12 protein-coding genes are annotated in these 17,648 nt (G+C 71.6%); 7 read left to right on the top strand and 5 right to left on the bottom strand.

Annotation, left to right across the window (positions count from 1 at the left end):
- Positions 1-33 precede the first annotated feature (33 nt).
- A complete protein-coding gene (locus MUY22_RS00430) occupies positions 34-1,506 on the top strand; it encodes an NAD(P)/FAD-dependent oxidoreductase (protein WP_247055775.1) in 1,473 nt (490 codons plus the stop codon).
- On the top strand, positions 1,493-2,353 hold the full coding sequence (locus MUY22_RS00425; protein WP_247055772.1) for an SDR family oxidoreductase: 861 nt from the start codon (positions 1,493-1,495) through the stop codon (positions 2,351-2,353). The genes MUY22_RS00430 and MUY22_RS00425 overlap by 14 nt, the downstream gene beginning before the upstream one ends.
- Here the strand turns inward: MUY22_RS00425 and MUY22_RS00420 are convergent.
- From MUY22_RS00420 to MUY22_RS00405, 4 genes are all read right to left on the bottom strand, one after another.
- Positions 2,326-3,285 (bottom strand): hypothetical protein, encoded by a 960-nt coding sequence (locus MUY22_RS00420; RefSeq protein WP_247055770.1) that lies wholly within the window; start codon positions 3,283-3,285, stop codon positions 2,326-2,328. The two genes, MUY22_RS00425 and MUY22_RS00420, sit on opposite strands and share 28 nt — an antisense overlap.
- 100 nt (positions 3,286-3,385) lie before the next feature.
- A complete protein-coding gene (locus MUY22_RS00415) occupies positions 3,386-5,497 on the bottom strand; it encodes a M4 family metallopeptidase (RefSeq protein WP_247055768.1) in 2,112 nt (703 codons plus the stop codon).
- A 414-nt stretch (positions 5,498-5,911) separates the two neighbouring features.
- Complete coding sequence (locus MUY22_RS00410; RefSeq protein WP_247055766.1) at positions 5,912-7,072, bottom strand: trans-acting enoyl reductase family protein; 1,161 nt, start codon at positions 7,070-7,072, stop codon at positions 5,912-5,914.
- A 50-nt stretch (positions 7,073-7,122) separates the two neighbouring features.
- Positions 7,123-7,764, bottom strand: a complete 642-nt coding sequence (locus tag MUY22_RS00405; RefSeq protein ID WP_247055764.1) for a GPP34 family phosphoprotein — start codon at positions 7,762-7,764, stop codon at positions 7,123-7,125.
- Between the two features lie 194 nt (positions 7,765-7,958).
- Here MUY22_RS00405 and MUY22_RS00400 point away from each other — a divergent pair, with 194 nt between their 5' ends.
- From MUY22_RS00400 to hrpA, 5 genes are all read left to right on the top strand, one after another.
- On the top strand, positions 7,959-9,425 hold the full coding sequence (locus MUY22_RS00400; RefSeq protein ID WP_247055763.1) for an APC family permease: 1,467 nt from the start codon (positions 7,959-7,961) through the stop codon (positions 9,423-9,425).
- Positions 9,422-9,988 carry an N-acetyltransferase gene (locus MUY22_RS00395; protein ID WP_247055761.1) on the top strand — a complete coding sequence of 189 codons (567 nt, stop codon included), beginning with the start codon at positions 9,422-9,424 and terminating at the stop codon, positions 9,986-9,988. The genes MUY22_RS00400 and MUY22_RS00395 overlap by 4 nt, the downstream gene beginning before the upstream one ends.
- A 46-nt stretch (positions 9,989-10,034) precedes the next feature.
- Positions 10,035-11,198, top strand: a complete 1,164-nt coding sequence (locus tag MUY22_RS00390) for a lactate 2-monooxygenase (RefSeq protein WP_247055759.1) — start codon at positions 10,035-10,037, stop codon at positions 11,196-11,198.
- Positions 11,199-11,314: 116 nt separating this feature from the next.
- A complete protein-coding gene (locus MUY22_RS00385) occupies positions 11,315-11,644 on the top strand; it encodes a hypothetical protein (protein ID WP_247055757.1) in 330 nt (109 codons plus the stop codon).
- Between the two features lie 140 nt (positions 11,645-11,784).
- Entirely contained in the window at positions 11,785-15,678 is a 3,894-nt protein-coding gene (gene hrpA / locus MUY22_RS00380; RefSeq protein WP_247055755.1) for an ATP-dependent RNA helicase HrpA, read from the top strand.
- 265 nt (positions 15,679-15,943) lie between these two features.
- Here hrpA and MUY22_RS00375 read toward each other — a convergent pair whose 3' ends face one another.
- Positions 15,944-17,632 (bottom strand): bifunctional 3'-5' exonuclease/DNA polymerase, encoded by a 1,689-nt coding sequence (locus MUY22_RS00375; protein WP_247055752.1) that lies wholly within the window; start codon positions 17,630-17,632, stop codon positions 15,944-15,946.
- Between the last annotated feature and the right edge of the window lie 16 nt (positions 17,633-17,648).

The raw sequence follows: 17,648 nt of genomic DNA, 5'->3' as shown, positions 1-17,648 counted from the left end.
CCGACAGTATCGAGATACTGTTAGTCTCCGAAAATGGAACAACGCGACTTCGCGGTCCTCGTCGTCGGTGCCGGGGCGTCGGGCCTGGGTGCCGCCGTCCGCCTCGGCCAGGCCGGGGTCGACGATCTCGCCGTGCTGGAGAAGGCGGCCGAGCTCGGCGGGACCTGGCGCGACAACACCTATCCCGGTTGCGCCTGCGACGTGCCGTCCGCGCTCTACTCGTACTCCTTCGCCCCCAATCCCGGGTGGACACGTGCGTTCGCGGGTCAGGCCGAGATCAAGGCCTACTTGCGCGAGACGGCGTCGCGGTTCGGGGTTGCCCCGAAGATCCGGTACGGCGTCGAGGTGACGCGCGCGCAGTGGAACGCCCGTGCGGCGCGGTGGGAACTGGAGACGTCCCGGGGGCCCTACACCGCAAGGATCCTGGTCGCGGGCACCGGGCCGTGGCACGAGCCGCTGATCCCGGACCTGCCCGGCCTCGGCACCTTCCCGGGCGAGGTCTTCCACTCCGCGCGCTGGAACCACGGCTACGACCTCGCCGGCAAGCGGGTCGCGGTGATCGGCACCGGCGCGTCCGCGGTCCAGTTCGTCCCGGAGATCGTGCCCGACGTCGAGCGGCTGCACCTGTTCCAGCGCACCGCGCAGTGGGTGCTGCCCAAGCCGGACCACCACGTCCCGGGCGTCGAACGGCTGCTGCTGCGGCGGTTCCCGTTGCTGCAGAATGCGTTGCGCCGCGTCGAATACGGCGCCATGGAGACGCTCGGGTTCGGGTTCCGGCACCCGTGGCTGCTGCGGCAGGTCCAGAAACTCGGGCTCGCGCACCTGCGGCTCGCGGTGCGGGACCCGGTGCTGCGCCGAAAGCTCACGCCGGACTACACCCTCGGCTGCAAGCGGTTGCTGATGTCGAACACGTACTACCGCGCGCTCACGAAGTCCACAGTGGACGTCCACGCGACGGCCGTCTCGTCGGTGTCCGGGAACCGGGTGGTGGGCGCGGACGGCTCCACGGCGGAGGTCGACGCGATCATCTTCGGCACCGGCTTCCACATCCTCGACATGCCGGTGTCGGCCCGCGTGTTCGACGACGCCGGCCGCAGCCTCGACGACCACTGGAAGGGCAGCCCTTCGGCGTACAACGGGACGACGGTGGCCGGGTTCCCGAACCTGTACCTGCTGCTGGGCCCGAGCCTCGGCACCGGCCACACGTCGGCGTTCATGATCCTGGAGGCCCAGCTGCGGCACACGGTCACCGCGGTGACACGCACGATGCGCTCGGACTGGGCGTCGGTGTCGGTGCGACCCGAGGCGCAAGCGGCGTTCAACGCCGAGGTACAGGCGGCCCTGCCGGGCACGGTCTACCAGTCGGGCGGCTGTTCGAGCTACTACACGGACGTCAACGGCCGCAACAGCTTCAGCTGGCCGTTCTCCACAGGACGGCTGCGGTCACAGGTGGGCTCGTTCGAGGAAGCGGACTACGAGATCAGGAGGGTCCATGCTGTTCGGTGACCGCTACCCGGCGATCGACCCGCGTGGCGCGGTGGTCGCGATCACGGGTGGCGCCCGTGGGATCGGCCGTGCGACCGCGGCAGAGTTCGTCGCGAGAGGTGCGACGGTGTGCGTCGGTGACCTCGACACAGCGTTGGCCGAGGACGTCCCGGGCGCGCACGGCTTTCCCTTGGACGTCACCGTTCGCGAGTCCTTCGCCGCCTTCGCCGAGGCCGCGACCAGCCGGTTCGGCCGGATCGACGTCCTGGTCAACAACGCCGGCGTGATGCCGCTCGGCGACTTCCTCGAGGAGCCGGACGCGGTCGGCCGCACCACCATGGACGTCAACGTGCAGGGGCTCGTCCACGGGCTGCGGTCGGTGTTGCCGGGGATGATCGCCCGTGGGCGCGGGCACGTCGTCACCGTCGCGTCGATGGCCGGGAAGGTTCCGCTGCCGGGCATGGCGGTGTACAACGCGAGCAAGTTCGCGGCCGTCGGCCTGACCGCGGCGGTGCGGCGCGAGTACGCGGGCACGGGAGTCAGCGTCAGTGCCGTGCTGCCCAGCGCGGTCCGCACCGAACTGGCCTCCGGCGTCCGGCTGGGCGGGGCACTGCCCACAGTGGACCCCGAGGACGTCGCCCGCGCGATCGCCGGCACCCTGCGGACCCGCCGCGCGGAGACGGCGGTCCCGCGCTGGGCCGGCGGCTGGGACCTCCTGGCCGCGCTGACCCCGGAGCCGGTGATGTCGTGGGTGCGCGGCCTGATCGGTGACGACCGGGCGTTGACCTCCCTCGACCAGGCGAGCCGCGCGGCGTACATCGACCGGGTGGCGACGCAGGTTCAGTCCCACTCCCAGACCATGCCGTAGACGCCCGGCTGCGCGTCCAGCACCGCGATGTGGCTGGTCAGGCTCGGGCCGACCGGGAGTTCCGGTTCGCCGACGACGTCCGAGGAGCCGTCGCGGGGGCGGTGGTAGCGGTAGCAGCGCACCGGCACCGCCGCCGGGTCGAAGTGCGCCTGCAGCACCAGCTGCCGGGCCGGGGCGCGGATGCCGAACTGCAGGTAGCTCGTCTCCGGCGGCTCGCCGTCGTAGCCGAAGTCGAAGTCGAAGACGTACGTCTCGCCGGCGCGCAGCGGGTAGTCGAACCGCAGCTCGACGGCCAGCAGCTCGGACGACGGGTCGCGGCGGATCCGGCCGGGGCGGCAGCAGTGCGCCGAGCGCAGCGCCGGGTGGTGGGCGCCGCCGGTCTGCGGGCGGAAGAACGACACCCAGCGGTCGACGCCGTCCTCGCGGCTGGTCACCACCATCTCGGTGCGGACCGACCCCTCGGTGCGGTCCGCGGTCAGCGTCGCCCGCTGGTGCACCGACGCGATCGCGAGCCGCGCGTTGCCGTCGAGGTCGATGCCGTCGCAGGAGCCCAGCTCGGTCGGCTCGGCGCCGAGCGCGCTGGCCAGGCTGACGCCGCCGGGAAACGGCTCGGCCCGGCGGGCGCGCGGGCGGGCCGGCGTCACCAGGCCGGTGAGGGCGTCGGCGGGCAGGCCGAGACAGCCTTCCGCGACCCGTACGGCGTGCAGTGAACGTCCCCCTTCAGGGTGACGGCGGCCGCGTCGCCAATAGCTCAGCGTCGCCAGGCTGACCTGGGCGCCGCGGATCGCCATCCGCCGCTGCAGGCCCTCCAAGCTCAGCCCGCGATGCCGGATCACCAGGTCGAAGGCCACGTCGAACGGCCCTTCGCGGACGGCCGCGGCCGCCTCGGCGGGCAGGTCCGCGTCGGCCGGCTCAAGCGCACTCGCCTCCATGCTCACCTCCGATCGGGTAAGCATGAGTACTCGGCGCAGCCGACGCAACGAGGCCTGCCACCAAAGTAGGGGGCAGGCCTCGCCGGTCACCGAGCGCGGATCAGCTCACGGTGAGCGCCGTGTCGTCGACGACGAACGACGTCTGCAGCGACTGGTCCTCGATCCCGGCGAACTTGAGCGTCACCGTCTGGCCGGCGTAGGACGACAGGTCGATCGTCTTCTGCGCGTAGGCCGAGTTGCGGTCGAGGTTCGAGTACGTCGCCACCGCCGTCGAGCCGGCGGACACGACGAGCTTGTCGTAGACGACGTTCTCGGTCTCGGCGGTCCCGACGCGCAACCAGAAGGTCAGGCTCGCGTGGCAGCCCGCGGGGATGGCCACCGGCTGCGTCAGCGTGTCGGTGTGGGTCACGCCCTGGCCGCCGAGCCACGACGCGTAGCTGCCCGAGCGCGCCGGCGCCTGGCTGCCCCACTGGCCGATGGTGGTGTTCGGGTCGGACCACGACGTCTTGCCCGACTCGAAGCCCGGGTTCAGCAGCTTCTGGCCGGTGCAGCCGCCCGGCGGCGGCGTGGTCGTCGGCGGTGTCGTGGTGGGGGGCGTGGTCGTCGGGGGCGTGGTGGTCGGGGTCGAGCCGGTGCACGTCGGGTCGCCCGACTGCGCCGGCACGCTGACCGCGTTCCAGGCCGCCTTCACGACGTTGAACTCGGTGCAGCTGTTCGGGTACAGGTTCTTCGCGGCCTGCAGCGTCCACGTGCGGTAGCGCACGTACGAGCTGCCGGACGTCTTGAGCTGGACGGCGCCGTGCATGATGTTGATCGCCTTGCGGATGCCCAGGCCGGCCACGGTGGTGCTGTTGCAGGTCGGGCTGGTGGGCTGGCCGTTGGTCGGGTTGCTGCCCTCGGCGAGCAGGTAGAACCAGTGGTCGCCGGGCCCGGCCGCCTTGTGCACCTCCGCGTTCGGGGTGGAGCTGGAGTAGCAGTTCGGGTCGCCGACCTTCGACGGGTCGTACATGTAGCGGATCGCGCCGGTGCCGACCAGGTTGACCTCTTCGCCGATCGCGTAGTCCGGCGGGTCGTACTGCGACGGCTCGTTCGCGTAGAACTCCGTCGCGGTGCCGAAGGTGTCGGCGATGAACTCCTGCGTGCCGCCGCCGGAGAAGCCGCCGGAGCCGGAGTAGTCGTCGATGCCGTGGCCCATCTCGTGGCCCAGGATGTCGAGCGAGCCGACCCATTCGCCGCTCGGGTTGTGCCCGAGGTTCACGTACGCCGGGCGCGAGTTGTAGTAGTAAGCGTTTTCGTCGTCGAGGCCGACGCGGATCTTCCAGGCGCCGCCGTTGCCGGTGAAGCCGTTGCGGCCCAACCATTCCGAGAGCATCTTCTTCTCGGTCTGGGTGACGAACAGCGCGTCCGCGCAGCCGGTCTCGATGTTCGTGCCGGTGCCGTTGCCCCAGCTGTCGTCGGTCCCGGTGAGGATCGAGTCGCTGCTGTAGTTGCGGCAGTCCAGGTTGGGCGTGTTCGGGTCGGCCATCGAGTACGTGCTGCCGGACTTCGTGGTGTTCAGCGGCAGCGGGGCCGGCCCGTTCCACTTGCCGGTGCCGGTGCCCGCGGCGACGTGCTGCACGGTCCGCAGCACCCGGCCGTCCACGGCGTCGACGTAGACGCTCAGGCTGCTCGGCTCGCCGTGCTCGTCGGTGCCTTCGACGTTGCTCTCGTAGGCGAGGCGGCCACTGCCGTCGGCGACGACGACGAGCTTCCCGCCGGGCAGGCCCTTCGGCCCGCGGACCTGCTTGGCGGCAACGGCGTCCGCCTGGGCCGCGGTGAGCTTGGCGCCGTGGACGTCCAGGTCGCCGAGGGGCTGCTGCTGGGCGACGGAGGTGGTCTTCACGGTGCCCGCGGAGTCGGTGGCGATGACCAGGTCGCCGCCGATCACGGGCAGGCCGTCGTAGGTCCGGTCGTAGACGACGTAGGACAGGCCGGACGCGGACCGCACGTCCCGCTGGACGAACTTGTCGTGCGACCCGGCGAACAGGGCGGCCGGGCGGGCGCCGACCAGGCCGGCAGCCGCGCTGGTGGCGTTGGCCTGGGCCTGCGCGGCGGACACCGCCGGGGGTGGCGTGGGGTCGGGCTGCGCGGGCGCGGCGACGGCGATGCCGACCACGACCATGCCCGCCGCCGTCGCCCCGCCGAGCGCGGCGAACCGTTGGGGCAATCTCATGACGCTCCTCGGGAAAACTGGGGAAAGGGGAGGTTCCGCCCAAAGACCGATGCAGAACCCGGCAGACGCTAATCGCGTGCCGGGAGCGGCAGAAGATCCATCACACCGGCAAAGTTTCACGCCACGGCACTGTGAAACCGCGTGAAACTCCGGCCGCGGCACAGATCGCCGCGCCGCGCACCCCTCGTGTGATCCAGTTCATTTCCAGCGCGGGGTGATTTGTCTCATTCATCCCCCGCGCGGGGCAAAACGGTCACCAAACCTGGCTTGTTACGCCATTCGGCCCAATGCTCTACGCGGCCGCCGACATCGCCTACTTCGCGATCCACCACGTCGGCAACCTGGTCCACCTGCTGGTGGGCTGACCGGGGTTCCTCTGTGGACGGCCCGCTCGGGGCCGTCCACCGAGGACGGTCAGAGCGTCTCGAAGCGGATCCCCGCCTTGGTGAGCCGGTCGATCAGCGCGTCGCCCATCGCGGCCGCCGTGGTCACCTGGCCGGCTGTCTCCGGGAGGTCGTCGGTCGCCAGGCACAGCGCCGACTCCGCGAGCATCTTCGCCGTCTCGTCGTAACCCGGGTCGCCGCCGGACACCTCGGTCACCACGCGCCGGCCGCCGCCCTCACCGATGAACCGCACCGAGAACCACGACCGGGCCCGGCGCTCGGGGCTCGGTCCGCCGCCGGGCGCCAGCAGCCGGGACAGCGCCCGCCGGGCCGGCGGGACCTGCGCGGCGGCGAACAGCGCGCCGACGCCGACCGCGCCGCCCGCCAGCACCGGCAGGTGCTTGACCGCGGCGAAGTGCCGGTAGGTGAAGTCCGGGCCGTAACGCTCGACCGCGGCCGCGGACCGGCGCACGATCTCGGGGTCGATCGTCGGCAGCGGCACCGCCCACCAGCCCGCGCCGGCCACCCGGTGCGGTCGGCCGAGCGGGGCCCGGGCGAACCGGCCCGCCGGCCGCGGCTCGGCGGCCGCGCGCTCGCGGGCCGCCCGCGCCCCGGCCGGCATCCGGGACAGCACGGTCAGCGCGCTGAGGAACGTGCCGCCCGAGGGCATCCCGCTCGCCCGGACGTAACCGTCGACGCGCAGCGGCACGCCCTCGGGCAGCTGCCGCACGGTGAACCAGGCGCCGAGGTCGTGCGGGATCGAGTCGAACCCGCACGCGTGCACCAGCCGCGCGCCGGTTTCGCGAGCGCGTCGATCGTGCTTGAGGTACATGAGGTCGGCGAACTCGGGCTCGCCGGTCAGGTCGACGTAGTCGGTGCCCGCCTCGGCGCACGCCGCGACCAGCGGCTCACCCTGGTTCAGGTACGGCCCGACCGTCGTGATCACGACCTTCGCGGCCTCGGCGACGGCGCGCAGCGACGCCGGGTCGCCCGAGTCGGCGACGAGCAGGTCGAGCGTCGCGAACCGGTCGTCGATCTCCGCGAGCTTCGCCCGCACCGCCTCGAGCTTGCCGCGGTTGCGCCCGGCCAGCGCCCAGCGCAGGTCCGCGGGCGCATGCCGGGCCAGGTACGCGGCGGTGAGGCCGCCGGTGAAGCCGGTGGCGCCGAACAGGACCACGTCGTGCGCGCGCATGTCTCCTCCAAGGGGACGTCGACGGCGGACGCGCTCAGGTTACCCGTGGGTCACTTCCGGTCGCCGGTGTAGACGACGGCCGCCGCCACGGCTTCCACCGCGGTGATCACGTCGGCGATGCGGCGCGGCAGCGACTCGTGGGTGTCGGCCATCCAGGCCCGCACCTGCGCCCGGCCGAGCTCCGGTTCGCACAGGTCGGAGACCCCCGCGGTCCACGCGAGCAGCGCCAGGCACGCCGAGTGCGGGTCCGGCCGCTCGACGCCGAACACCGCCGACCGGGCCTTGCTGCGCGCGGCCGTCGAGACGAGCAGGTCCGCGGGCGGGTAGCGGTGCGTGCGGCGCAACAGCACGCGATCCGGGGCCCGGCGCACGAGCCCGAGCGCGATGAGGTTGTCGGCGGTGATCGACGGCAACGTCGCGCGCAGGTGGTCGATCCAGTCGCGCACGCCGTACGCGGCGGATTCGGTGAGGATTTCGGAAAAGATCCGGTCCATGGTCGGAATTCCCGGCGGGCGCCGGGTGATCGGCCGGACTTTGCGGTCCTGGACGGTGATCCGGTCGGCGAACAACAGGTCGCACAACACCGCCCCGGCGAGCCCGATGCCGAGCGACGTCCGGCCGAGCACCGCGCGCCCGGTGAACTCGTCGTGCCCGAGGAAGAAGAACGAATCGACCAAGGTGAGCCGGCGCATGACGGAAATGGGCCCCCTGGGCTGTCGGCGGGAAGGATCCCGAAGATAGCGGTAGGGCTTCCGGCGGTTTCCGGCGCCACGGGTGTTTTACCCCGATCGGCCGTACCGCGGGCGGGGGCGCTGCCCCTACTCTGTGGACCGCCGCCAAGATCACTTCGGATTCCCGGGCGGTTTCCAAGTGGTGGGAAAGGTTCATGCGCACGCACACGCCCGAACGGCGCGGCCTCGGCACCCGGCGCCTCGGTGCCGTTCAGATAGTGTTCTTCGTGGTCGCGGCGGCGGGCCCGCTCTACGCGATCGCCGGCGGGGTTTCGGCGACATACGCTGTGACAGGCAGTATCGGCGTGCCACTTTCGTTCGTGGTGCTGGCTCCGGTGCTCGCGTTGTTCGCCGCCGGGTACGCCGCGATGAGCCGCTACATCACGAACGCCGGCGCGTTCTACCCGTACGTCGCCCACGGAATCGGGAAATCGGCCGGCACCGGCGTCGCCTACGTCACAGTGGTCGCCTACAGCTCGATCCAGCTCGGGATCTACGGCATCTTCGGCCTTTCCGTTTCGACGTGGCTCACCGCGCTGTTCGGCGTGCACGTGCCGTGGTGGCTGATCGCGCTGCTCATGGTGCTGGTCGTCGGCGCGGCCGGGGTGCTGCGGATCGACCTCAACGCCAAGGTGCTCGGTGTCGCGCTGGCGCTGGAGGTCGCGGTGCTCGTGGTGGCGGACGCCGGGATGTTCGCGCACCCGGCAGGCGGCCACGTTTCGCTGACGCCGCTCTCGCCGTCGAGCCTGTTCACGGCGGGTGTCGGCGCGGTCTTCGCCTTTTCCATCGCGGTTTTCCTCGGTTTCGAAGGCGCCGCGACCTACGGCGAGGAATGCCGCGACCCGAGCCGGACGGTCGGCCGGGCGACCTACATCGCGATCGGCCTGACCGCCGTGCTGTTCGTCGTTTCCTCGCTCGGAATGGCGGTCGCGACCGGACCGGACCACATCGTGGAACGGGCCGTCGCCGAAGGACCGGGACTGCTGTTCGGGCTGGCCGGGGAACACCTCGGTCCGGTGTTTTCCCCCGTGGCCTACGTCCTGTTCCTGACGAGCCAATGCGCCGCGATGCTGAGTTTCCACAACGCGGTCGGGCGGTATTTCTTCGCGCTCGGCCGCGACGGGCTGCTGCCCGTCGGGTTCAGCCGCACGAGCAAGCGCACCGGCGCCCCGATCGGCGGCTCGCTGGTCCAGACGACGATCGCGTTCGTCGTCGTCGCGGTGTTCGCGCTGGCCGGGCGCGACCCGTTCACCGACCTGTTCACCTGGACCGGCGTCACGGCGTCGACCGGCGTCACGATCATCATGATCGCGGTTTCGCTGTCGGTGGTCGGCTTCTTCCGGCGTCACCCGGGGACGGAGACGCGGTGGCGGCGCCTGATCGCGCCGCTGCTGGCCACGCTGGCGCTGAGCGTGATCCTGGTGCTCATCGTCGCCCACTTCGACGTCCTGCTCGGCCCGGCGGGCGCGAACCCGCTGCTGCGCTGGGGCCTGCCGGGGCTGCTGGTGCTGGCCGGGCTGGTCGGCTTCCTGCGGGGCGAGTCGCTGCGCACCCTGCGGCCGGACGTCTACGCCGGGATCGGCGGGCCGGTCCGCGAGGCCGAGGATCTGGTCAGCCGATGAGCGACGTCCGGGCCGCCGATCCGTCCGAAGTGGACGTCGTCGTCGGCATCCTCGTCGCCGCGTTCCAGGACGACCCGATGAGCCGCTGGGTCTTCCCGGGCGACGACCGCCGCCGCACCCGCGCCCACCCGGCGTTCTTCCGCGCGCTCGCCGAGCTGGGTTTCGCGGCCGGGAGCGTCGATCTGACCACCGACCACTCGGCCGCGGTGATCTGGACCCCCGCCGGCGGGGACGGCGACCTCATGATCCCCGGGCTCGACGACGACGAGCTGCACCGGCTGGGCGCCCTGCTCGGGCTGATGGCCGCCCGCGAGCCGCGCGAGCCGCACTGGCACGCGCAGTTCACCGGCGTCCGGCCGGGCCGGCAGCGGGGAGGCGTCGGCACGCGGCTGCTCCGCCACGGCCTCGACCGCTACGACGCCGCGGGCGCGCCGACCTACCTCGAAGCCAGTTCGCCGGACAGCACGCGGCTCTACCGGCGGCTGGGGTTCGCCGACCACGGTCCCGCGTTCTCGCCACCCGGCGGCCCGCCGATGCAGCCGATGCGGCGTCTCCCGGCGTGAGCCGTACCGGCGAGTACAGTGCGCGTTCGAACGCGAGGAGGCAGACGTGACCGAACGCTTCGGCAGCTACCAGAACGAGCTCTACCTGCAGGGACTCGGTGGTCAGCTGCCGCCGTGCTCGACCGACGCGACGAAGCTCGAAGCGTCGGCGCGCGAGGTCATGGCGCCCGGCCCGTTCTCCTACGTCGCGGGCGCGGCCGGCTCCGGCGCCACCGCGCGGGCCAACCGCGAGGCGTTCGACCGCTGGCGCGTCGTGCCGCGGATGCTGACCGGCGCCACCGACCGCGACCTGGCGACCACGGTGCTCGGCACCCGGCTGCCCGCGCCGGTGGCCGTCGCGCCCGTCGGCGTCCAGTCGATCGTGCACTCCGGCGCCGAGTCCGCCACGGCCCGCGCCGCGGCCTCGGTCGGCCTGCCGTTCATCCTTTCCACGGCGTCGTCGACCGGCATCGAGGACGTCGCCGCGGCCAACGGCGACGGCCCGCGCTGGTTCCAGCTGTACTGGCCCGGCGACCCGGACGTCTGCGCGAGCCTGCTGTCCCGGGCGAAGGCGGCCGGCTACACGGCGCTGGTCGTCACGCTCGACACGTGGACGCTGGCCTGGCGGCCGTCCGATCTGGACCAGGGCTACCTGCCGTTCCTCAAGGGCGAGGGGCTCGCCGTCGCGTTCACCGACCCGGTGTTCCGCGGGATGCTGGAGAAGACGCCCGAGGAGGACTCGGGCACGGCGATCCTGCGCTGGCTCGGCATGATCACCGGCGCCGACCGGACGTGGGACCAGCTGCCGTTCCTGCGCGAGCACTGGGACGGCCCGATCGTGCTCAAGGGCATCCAGCACGTTGCCGACGCGCGTCGCGCGGCCGAGGCCGGGATGGACGGCATCGTCGTCTCCAACCACGGCGGCCGCCAGGTCGACGGCGCGATCGGCGCGCTGGAGGCGTTGCCCGGCATCGTCGCGGCGGTCGGCGACCGGCTGGAGGTGCTGTTCGACTCCGGCATCCGCACCGGCGCGGACGTCCTCAAGGCGATCGCGCTCGGCGCCCGCGCGGTGCTGGTGGGGCGCCCGTGGGTCTACGGCCTGGCGCACGCGGGAGAGGACGGCGTGCGCCACGTGCTGCGGAGCTTGCTGGCCGACTTCGACCTGACGATGGGACTTTCCGGCCACCGCACCCTCGCCGACCTGGGCCCGGACTCGCTCCAGCGGACGTGAGGTAACAAATCGGGAAATCCGGGGACAGGGTCTGGACCGGTCGTTATCGTTCGAGTCCCATCGCGGGCCGTCGGGGGCGGTCTGCTCCTGTTTTCCTTGCCCGTTGGGGGTTTTCCTTGTCTTCCATCCTGATGCGGATCGGCATCCTGTTCGCCGTCCTCGGCTTCGGCACGTTCGTCCTCGAGCAGTTCGACATGGAGTTCCGGCTGCTCTCGTGGGCCGACGACATGCAGCCCACGTTCGGGATCGTGCTGGGCCTCGTCGGCGTCGCGCTGATCGTCGTCTCGCTGGTGCTCAACCGGTCCAAGGCCGCGCCGCAGCCGCAGCAGCAGTTCGCGCAGCAGCCGCCGGCGCCGGGCGCCCCGCAGGGCTACCCGGGCCAGCCGCAGCAGCAGCCCTACGCCCAGCAGCAGCAGTACCCGCAGCAGCCCGGGCAGCCCGGCTGACGCTCTTGGTCCGTGAAGGCCTCCTTACCGGCTCTTACGGCCGGTAAGGAGGCCTTCACGGCTTTCGGGGGTGCCGCCGGTCACGCCGCGGGGATATTCAGGAGCCCGCGTCGTCACGCACGGCTATCCTTGGCCCGAGTATGTCCACACCATCCCCGTTCGAAGCGCTGCGTGCGCGCCTGCCCGAGCTGATGCCGCGCGACGAGCACCGGCTGCGCAGGCGGCTCGACGGTGCCCGCAAGGCCCGCGACCGCGACTCCGCCCTCGCCCGGATCGCCGCCGACGTCGACGCCGCCGAGCTGCGCCTGCTGTCGCGCCGCGAGAGCGTGCCCAAGATCGAATACCCCGAAGAGCTGCCGGTCAGCAGGCTCAAGGACGAGATCGGCGCGGCCATCGCCGCGCACCAGGTCGTCATCGTCGCGGGGGAGACCGGCTCGGGCAAGACCACCCAGCTGCCGAAGATCTGCCTCGAGCTGGGCCGCGGCGTCCGCGGCCAGATCGGGCACACGCAGCCGCGCCGGCTGGCCGCGCGCACGGTCGCCGACCGGATCGCCAGCGAGCTGAAGACCGAGCTGGGCGACACCGTCGGCTACAAGGTGCGGTTCACCGACCAGTCCGGGCAGGACACGCTGGTCAAGCTGATGACCGACGGCATCCTGCTGGCCGAGATCCAGACCGACCGGTCGCTGCGCCAGTACGACACGCTGATCATCGACGAGGCCCACGAGCGCAGCCTCAACATCGACTTCATCCTCGGCTACCTCAAGCAGCTGCTGCCGCGGCGTCCCGACCTCAAGGTGATCATCACCTCGGCGACCATCGACCCGGAGCGGTTCTCGAAGCACTTCGACAACGCGCCGATCGTTGAGGTCTCCGGCCGGACGTACCCCGTCGAGGTCCGCTACCGGCCGCTCGTCGACCCCGAAGACCCCGAGGGGGACGACGAGCGCGACCAGACCCAGGGCATCCTCGAAGCCGTCGAAGAGCTGTGCGCCGAGGGCCCGGGCGACGTGCTGGTGTTCCTCTCCGGCGAGCGCGAGATCCGCGACACGGCGGACGTGCTCAACCGCGCCGACCTGCGGGGCACCGAGGTCCTGCCGCTGTACGCGCGGCTGTCGGCGGCCGACCAGCACCGGGTGTTCCAGCAGCACACCGGGCGCCGGGTCGTGCTCGCGACGAACGTCGCCGAGACGTCGCTGACCGTGCCGGGCATCAAGTACGTCGTCGACCCGGGCACCGCGCGGATCTCGCGCTACAGCCACCGCACCAAGGTGCAGCGGCTGCCGATCGAGCAGGTGTCGCAGGCGTCGGCGAACCAGCGCAAGGGCCGCTGCGGCCGGACGTCCGACGGCATCTGCATCCGGCTCTACTCCGAAGACGACTTCGAGGCGCGGCCCGAGTTCACCGACCCGGAGATCCTGCGGACCAACCTGGCCTCGGTCATCCTGCAGATGACGTCGCTGGGGCTGGGCGACATCGCCGCGTTCCCGTTCGTCGAGCCGCCGGACCGCCGTCAGGTCACCGACGGTATCGGCCTGCTGCAGGAGCTGGGCGCGTTCGACAGCGAGGCCGCCGGCAACAGCGACCGGCGGCTCACCGAGACCGGCCGCAAGCTCGCGCAGCTGCCGGTGGACCCGCGGATGGGCCGGATGGTCCTGGAGGCCGCCCGGAACGGCTGCGTCCGCGAAGTGATGATCATCGCGGCCGCGCTGTCCATCCAGGACCCGCGCGAGCGGCCGTCGGAGAAGCAGCAGCAGGCCGACCAGCAGCACGCGCGGTTCGCGGACCCGACGTCGGACTTCCTGGCCTACCTCAACCTGTGGGAGTACGTCGCCGAGCAGCAGAAGGCGTTGTCCAGCAACCAGTTTCGCCGGCTGTGCCGCAACGAGTACCTGAACTACCTGCGCGTGCGCGAGTGGCAGGACATCTTCAGTCAGCTCCGCCAGCTGGCCAAACCGCTCGGCATCTCGCTGAACACGAACACCGACGCCGTCGACCCGCAGAAGGTGCACACGTCGCTGATCGCCGGGCTGCTCTCGCACATCGGGCTCAAGGACCCGGCGAAGGGCGACTACCTGGGCGCGCGCGGCGCGCGGTTCGGCGTGTTCCCCGGTTCGGCGCTGTTCAAGAAGCAGCCGCGCTGGGTGATGTCGGCCGAGCTGGTCGAGACGTCCCGGCTGTGGGCCCGGGTCAACGCGCGCATCGAGCCGGAGTGGGTCGAGCCGCTGGCGCAGCACGTCGTCAAGCGCAACTACTCCGAGCCGCACTGGGAACGCAAGCAGGGCGCGGTGATCGCGATCGAGAAGGTGACGCTCTACGGCGTCCCGCTGATCGCCGACCGGCGCGTCAACTACGGCCGGATCGACCCCGAGATGTCGCGGGCGCTGTTCATCCGACACGCGCTCGTGGAGGGCGACTGGCAGACGCGCCACCACTTCTTCGCTGAGAACCGGGCCCTGCTGGAGGAGGTCGAGGACCTCGAGAACCGCGCGCGGCGCCGCGACATCCTGGTCGACGACCAGACGCTGTACGAGTTCTACGACTCCCGCGTGCCCGCGGACGTCGTCTCGGTGCGGCACTTCGACACGTGGTGGAAGAAGACCCGCCACGAGCAGCCGGACCTGCTGTCGTTCGAGAAGTCGATGCTCATCAACGAGACCGCGGGCGGCGTCCGCGAGGGCGACTACCCCGACTCGTGGACGCAGGGCACGCAGGTCTTCGCGCTGACCTACCAGTTCGAGCCGGGCGCGGACGCCGACGGCGTCACCGTGCACATCCCGCTGCCGGTGCTGAACCAGGTCACCGAGGACGGTTTCGACTGGCAGGTGCCGGGCTTGCGGTCGGAGCTGGTGACGCAGCTGATCAAGTCGCTGCCGAAGGCGGTGCGCCGCAACTTCGTCCCGGCGCCCGACACGGCGAACTACGTCCTTTCGCGAGTGTCCCCTTCGGACGGTCCGCTGCTGGAGGTGCTCGGCCGCGAGCTGCGTGCGTTGCGCGGTATCACGATCCCGTTCTCCGACTGGGACCTCGCTTCGGTGCCGGACCACCTGAAGGTGACGTTCCGGGTGGTGGACGAGCGCGGCAAGCGCGTGGCCGAGGGCAAGGACATCTCGCTGCTGCGGCTGAAGCTGGCGCCGAAGGTCCGGGAGACCATCTCGAAGGCGGCCAACAGCTTGGAGAAGGCGGGCCTGACGAAGCCGTCGTTCGGTTCGCTGCCAAGGGTTTTCGCTTCGACGCAACGCGGCCACGACGTCAAGGCGTACCCGGCGCTGGTCGACGAGGGCGCGACGGTGGCGGTCCGGATGCTGGACACGCCGGCCCAGCAGGAACACGCGATGTGGGCGGGCACGCGGCGGATGCTGCGGCTCAACCTGAGCTCGCCGATGAAGTTCATCACGCGGTCGCTGTCGAACTCCTCGAAGCTGGTGCTGAACCGCAACCCGCACGGCAGCGTCGCGGCGTTGCTGGAGGACTGCGTCGACTGCGCGGTGGACGCCCTGATGGCCACCGCGGGCGGCCCGGCGTTCGACGAAGCCGGGTTCGCGTCGCTGCTGGAGAAGGTCCGGGCCGGCCTGCACCAGACGGTGCTGGAGGTCCTGACCGAAGTGGAGAAGATCCTCCGCGCGGCGAACGACGTCGAGGTGGCGTTGTCCGCGACGCGAGGCCCGGCGGAGTCCCTCGCGGACGTGCGCGCACAGCTGTCATCGCTGGTGTACCCGGGTTTCGTGACGGCGACGGGCGCTTCACGGCTGCGGAACGTCGTCCGCTACCTGCAGGGGATCTCGCGCCGGCTGGAGAAGCTGGTGTCGGAACCGACCCGCGACCTGCAGCGGACGGCGGACATCGCGTGGATCACTTCCGAGTACGCCGAGGCTCGCGCTTCCCTCCCACCGGCCACGTCGTCCCCGGCCCTGGACGAGGTCCGCTGGATGATCGAGGAGCTGCGGGTCTCGTTCTTCGCCCAGACCCTGGGCACGGCGCACCCGGTCTCGCTGAAACGCATCACGAAGGCTTTGGACGACGCCCTGGCCTGACGCCGTATCGCCCTCCAATCACGCGAGATGCGCCCCCAATCACGCGAGATCCGTTTCTGATCACGCGAGATCCGCCGCTGATCACGCGACTCCGGTGTACTGGAACGGCGAACTCGCCGTACCTGGACGGACGACTCGCGTACCCAGCGGGTCGGCTCACGTGCCGGGACTCCGAACTCGCGTGATCAGCGGCGGGTCTCGCGTGATTGAAGACGTGACTCGCGCGATTGAAGACGTGACTCGCGTGATTGAAGACGTGACTCGGTTATTTTGCGTCGGCGTACGTGTCGACTGGGGCTATGTGCATCGGGAAGCGGACCGGGCATGCCTCGCCGAACAGCATGGTCGCCGCTTCCGTGATGCTGTCCACAATGGACGACGAGACCACGTCGGCCAGCTCGGCCGGGGTGTGGACGATCACCTCGTCGTGCTGGAAGAAGACCAGGTGGGCGGGGGCGGGGAGGCGACGGCGGAGCGTGGCCAGCATCACCGCCGTCATGTCCGCCGCGCTCGCCTGGACGACGAAGTTGCGCGTGAACCGGCCCCAGCCGCGCGACGCCCGGCGGGCCTTCAGCTCCGCCGCTTCGTCCGACGCCAGGCCGCCGGTCAGGGCGCGCCAGGCCGCGGAAGGGGCGGGGGAGGTGCGGCCGAGACGAGAACGGACGCGCTCGCCGCGTTCGCCCGCTTGCGCCGCGTGCTCCACATAGGACACCGCGTCCGGGAACCGCTGCCGCAAGAGCGCCAGCAACGGCCCCGCTTCGCCGGACGTGCCGCCGTACATCGCCGACAGCATCGCGATCTTCGCGCGGGCCCGGTCGTCGCGGTCGTCATCCGCAGCCGGGACCCAGCGGGCGCCCGAGAACAGCGCCTCGCCCAGCCGCGCGTACAGGTCCGTCGCCGCCGCGACGTCGGCCAGGCGGCGGTCGCCCGACAACGCCGTCAGCACCCGGGGTTCCAGCTGCGCCGCGTCAGCCACCACCAGCTTCCAGCCCGGGTCCGCGCGGACGCACGTGCGCAGCACCTTCGGGATCTGCAACGCCCCGCCGCCGCGGCTGGCCCACCGCCCGGACACCACCCCGCCGACGACGTAGTGCGGGCGGAAGCGGCCGTCGGTGACCCACTCCTCGAGCCACGTCCAGCCGTTCGCCGTGTAGAGCCGCGACAGCTCCTTGTACTCCAGCAGCGGCCCGACCGCCGGGTGGTCGATCCCCTTCAGGAAGTACTTCCGCGCGGACGGTACCTCGATCCCGGCCCGGGCCAGCGCCCGGACGACGCTCGGCGGCGAGTCCGGGTTGACCGCCCGCCCGCCGAACGCCTCGGTGATCTTCGCGGCCAGCTCCACCAGCACCTTCGGCCGGTGCCCGGCCGGCACGCGGGGACCGAGCCGTGAGACCAGCAGTGCCTCGTGCAGGTCCGCGCGCCAGGGCAGGCCGTCGGCCGCCATCTCCACCGCGGCCAGCGCGCTCGCCGACTCCGCGGCCAGCAGCAGCCGGAACCGGTCCGGGTGCTCGACCGCCGCGGCCCGCCGGTCCTGCTCCGCGAGGACGCGCTGGACCGCCGTGACGACCGTCACGCCGTCGGGCAACGTCGGCGTCCGGGTGTCGAACAGCGTCGGCTGAGCCAGCTCGACGGTCGCCGAATCCGACGGCGGTTCCTCGCCGTTGGCCCTGGCCCAGGCCGCGCGCAGGCTCCGCGACTGCCCCTCCTGACCCGCGTGCGCCAGCAGCAGCCCCTCGGCCAGCGAGAGGTCGTGACACCGCCGCAGCCGCACCCCGGCCGCCACCAGCACCGGGTAGGTGACCTCGACGGACGGGAACACCCACCGCGGGTCGAGCGCGGCCTCCAGCTCCCGGGCCAGCGCCGCGAAACCCGCCTCGTCCAGGCCGGTCACGGTCGAGGACGGCGAGTGCACGGTGAAGCTCCCGTCCTCCTCCTGCCCCGCGATCACCTGCACGAACACATTGTGCCGA

This window comes from Amycolatopsis sp. WQ 127309 (assembly GCF_023023025.1).
In the GTDB taxonomy this organism is placed as follows: domain Bacteria; phylum Actinomycetota; class Actinomycetes; order Mycobacteriales; family Pseudonocardiaceae; genus Amycolatopsis.
Note: the sequence above shows the minus strand (reverse complement) of the source record. Positions and strands in the feature narration are given on the sequence as shown.

Excerpts from the sequence above, each read along its gene's own strand:
- MUY22_RS00425 (WP_247055772.1), top strand. The coding sequence starts at position 1,493 with ATGCTGTTCGGTGACCGCTACCCGGCGATCGACCCGCGTGGCGCGGTG.
- MUY22_RS00405 (WP_247055764.1), bottom strand. The coding sequence starts at position 7,764 with ATGCGCCGGCTCACCTTGGTCGATTCGTTCTTCTTCCTCGGGCACGAC.
- MUY22_RS00410 (WP_247055766.1), bottom strand. The coding sequence starts at position 7,072 with ATGCGCGCGCACGACGTGGTCCTGTTCGGCGCCACCGGCTTCACCGGC.
- MUY22_RS00395 (WP_247055761.1), top strand. The coding sequence starts at position 9,422 with ATGAGCGACGTCCGGGCCGCCGATCCGTCCGAAGTGGACGTCGTCGTC.
- MUY22_RS00415 (WP_247055768.1), bottom strand. The coding sequence starts at position 5,497 with ATGAGATTGCCCCAACGGTTCGCCGCGCTCGGCGGGGCGACGGCGGCG.
- MUY22_RS00400 (WP_247055763.1), top strand. The coding sequence starts at position 7,959 with ATGCGCACGCACACGCCCGAACGGCGCGGCCTCGGCACCCGGCGCCTC.
- MUY22_RS00420 (WP_247055770.1), bottom strand. The coding sequence starts at position 3,285 with ATGGAGGCGAGTGCGCTTGAGCCGGCCGACGCGGACCTGCCCGCCGAG.
- hrpA (WP_247055755.1), top strand. The coding sequence starts at position 11,785 with ATGTCCACACCATCCCCGTTCGAAGCGCTGCGTGCGCGCCTGCCCGAG.
- MUY22_RS00430 (WP_247055775.1), top strand. The coding sequence starts at position 34 with ATGGAACAACGCGACTTCGCGGTCCTCGTCGTCGGTGCCGGGGCGTCG.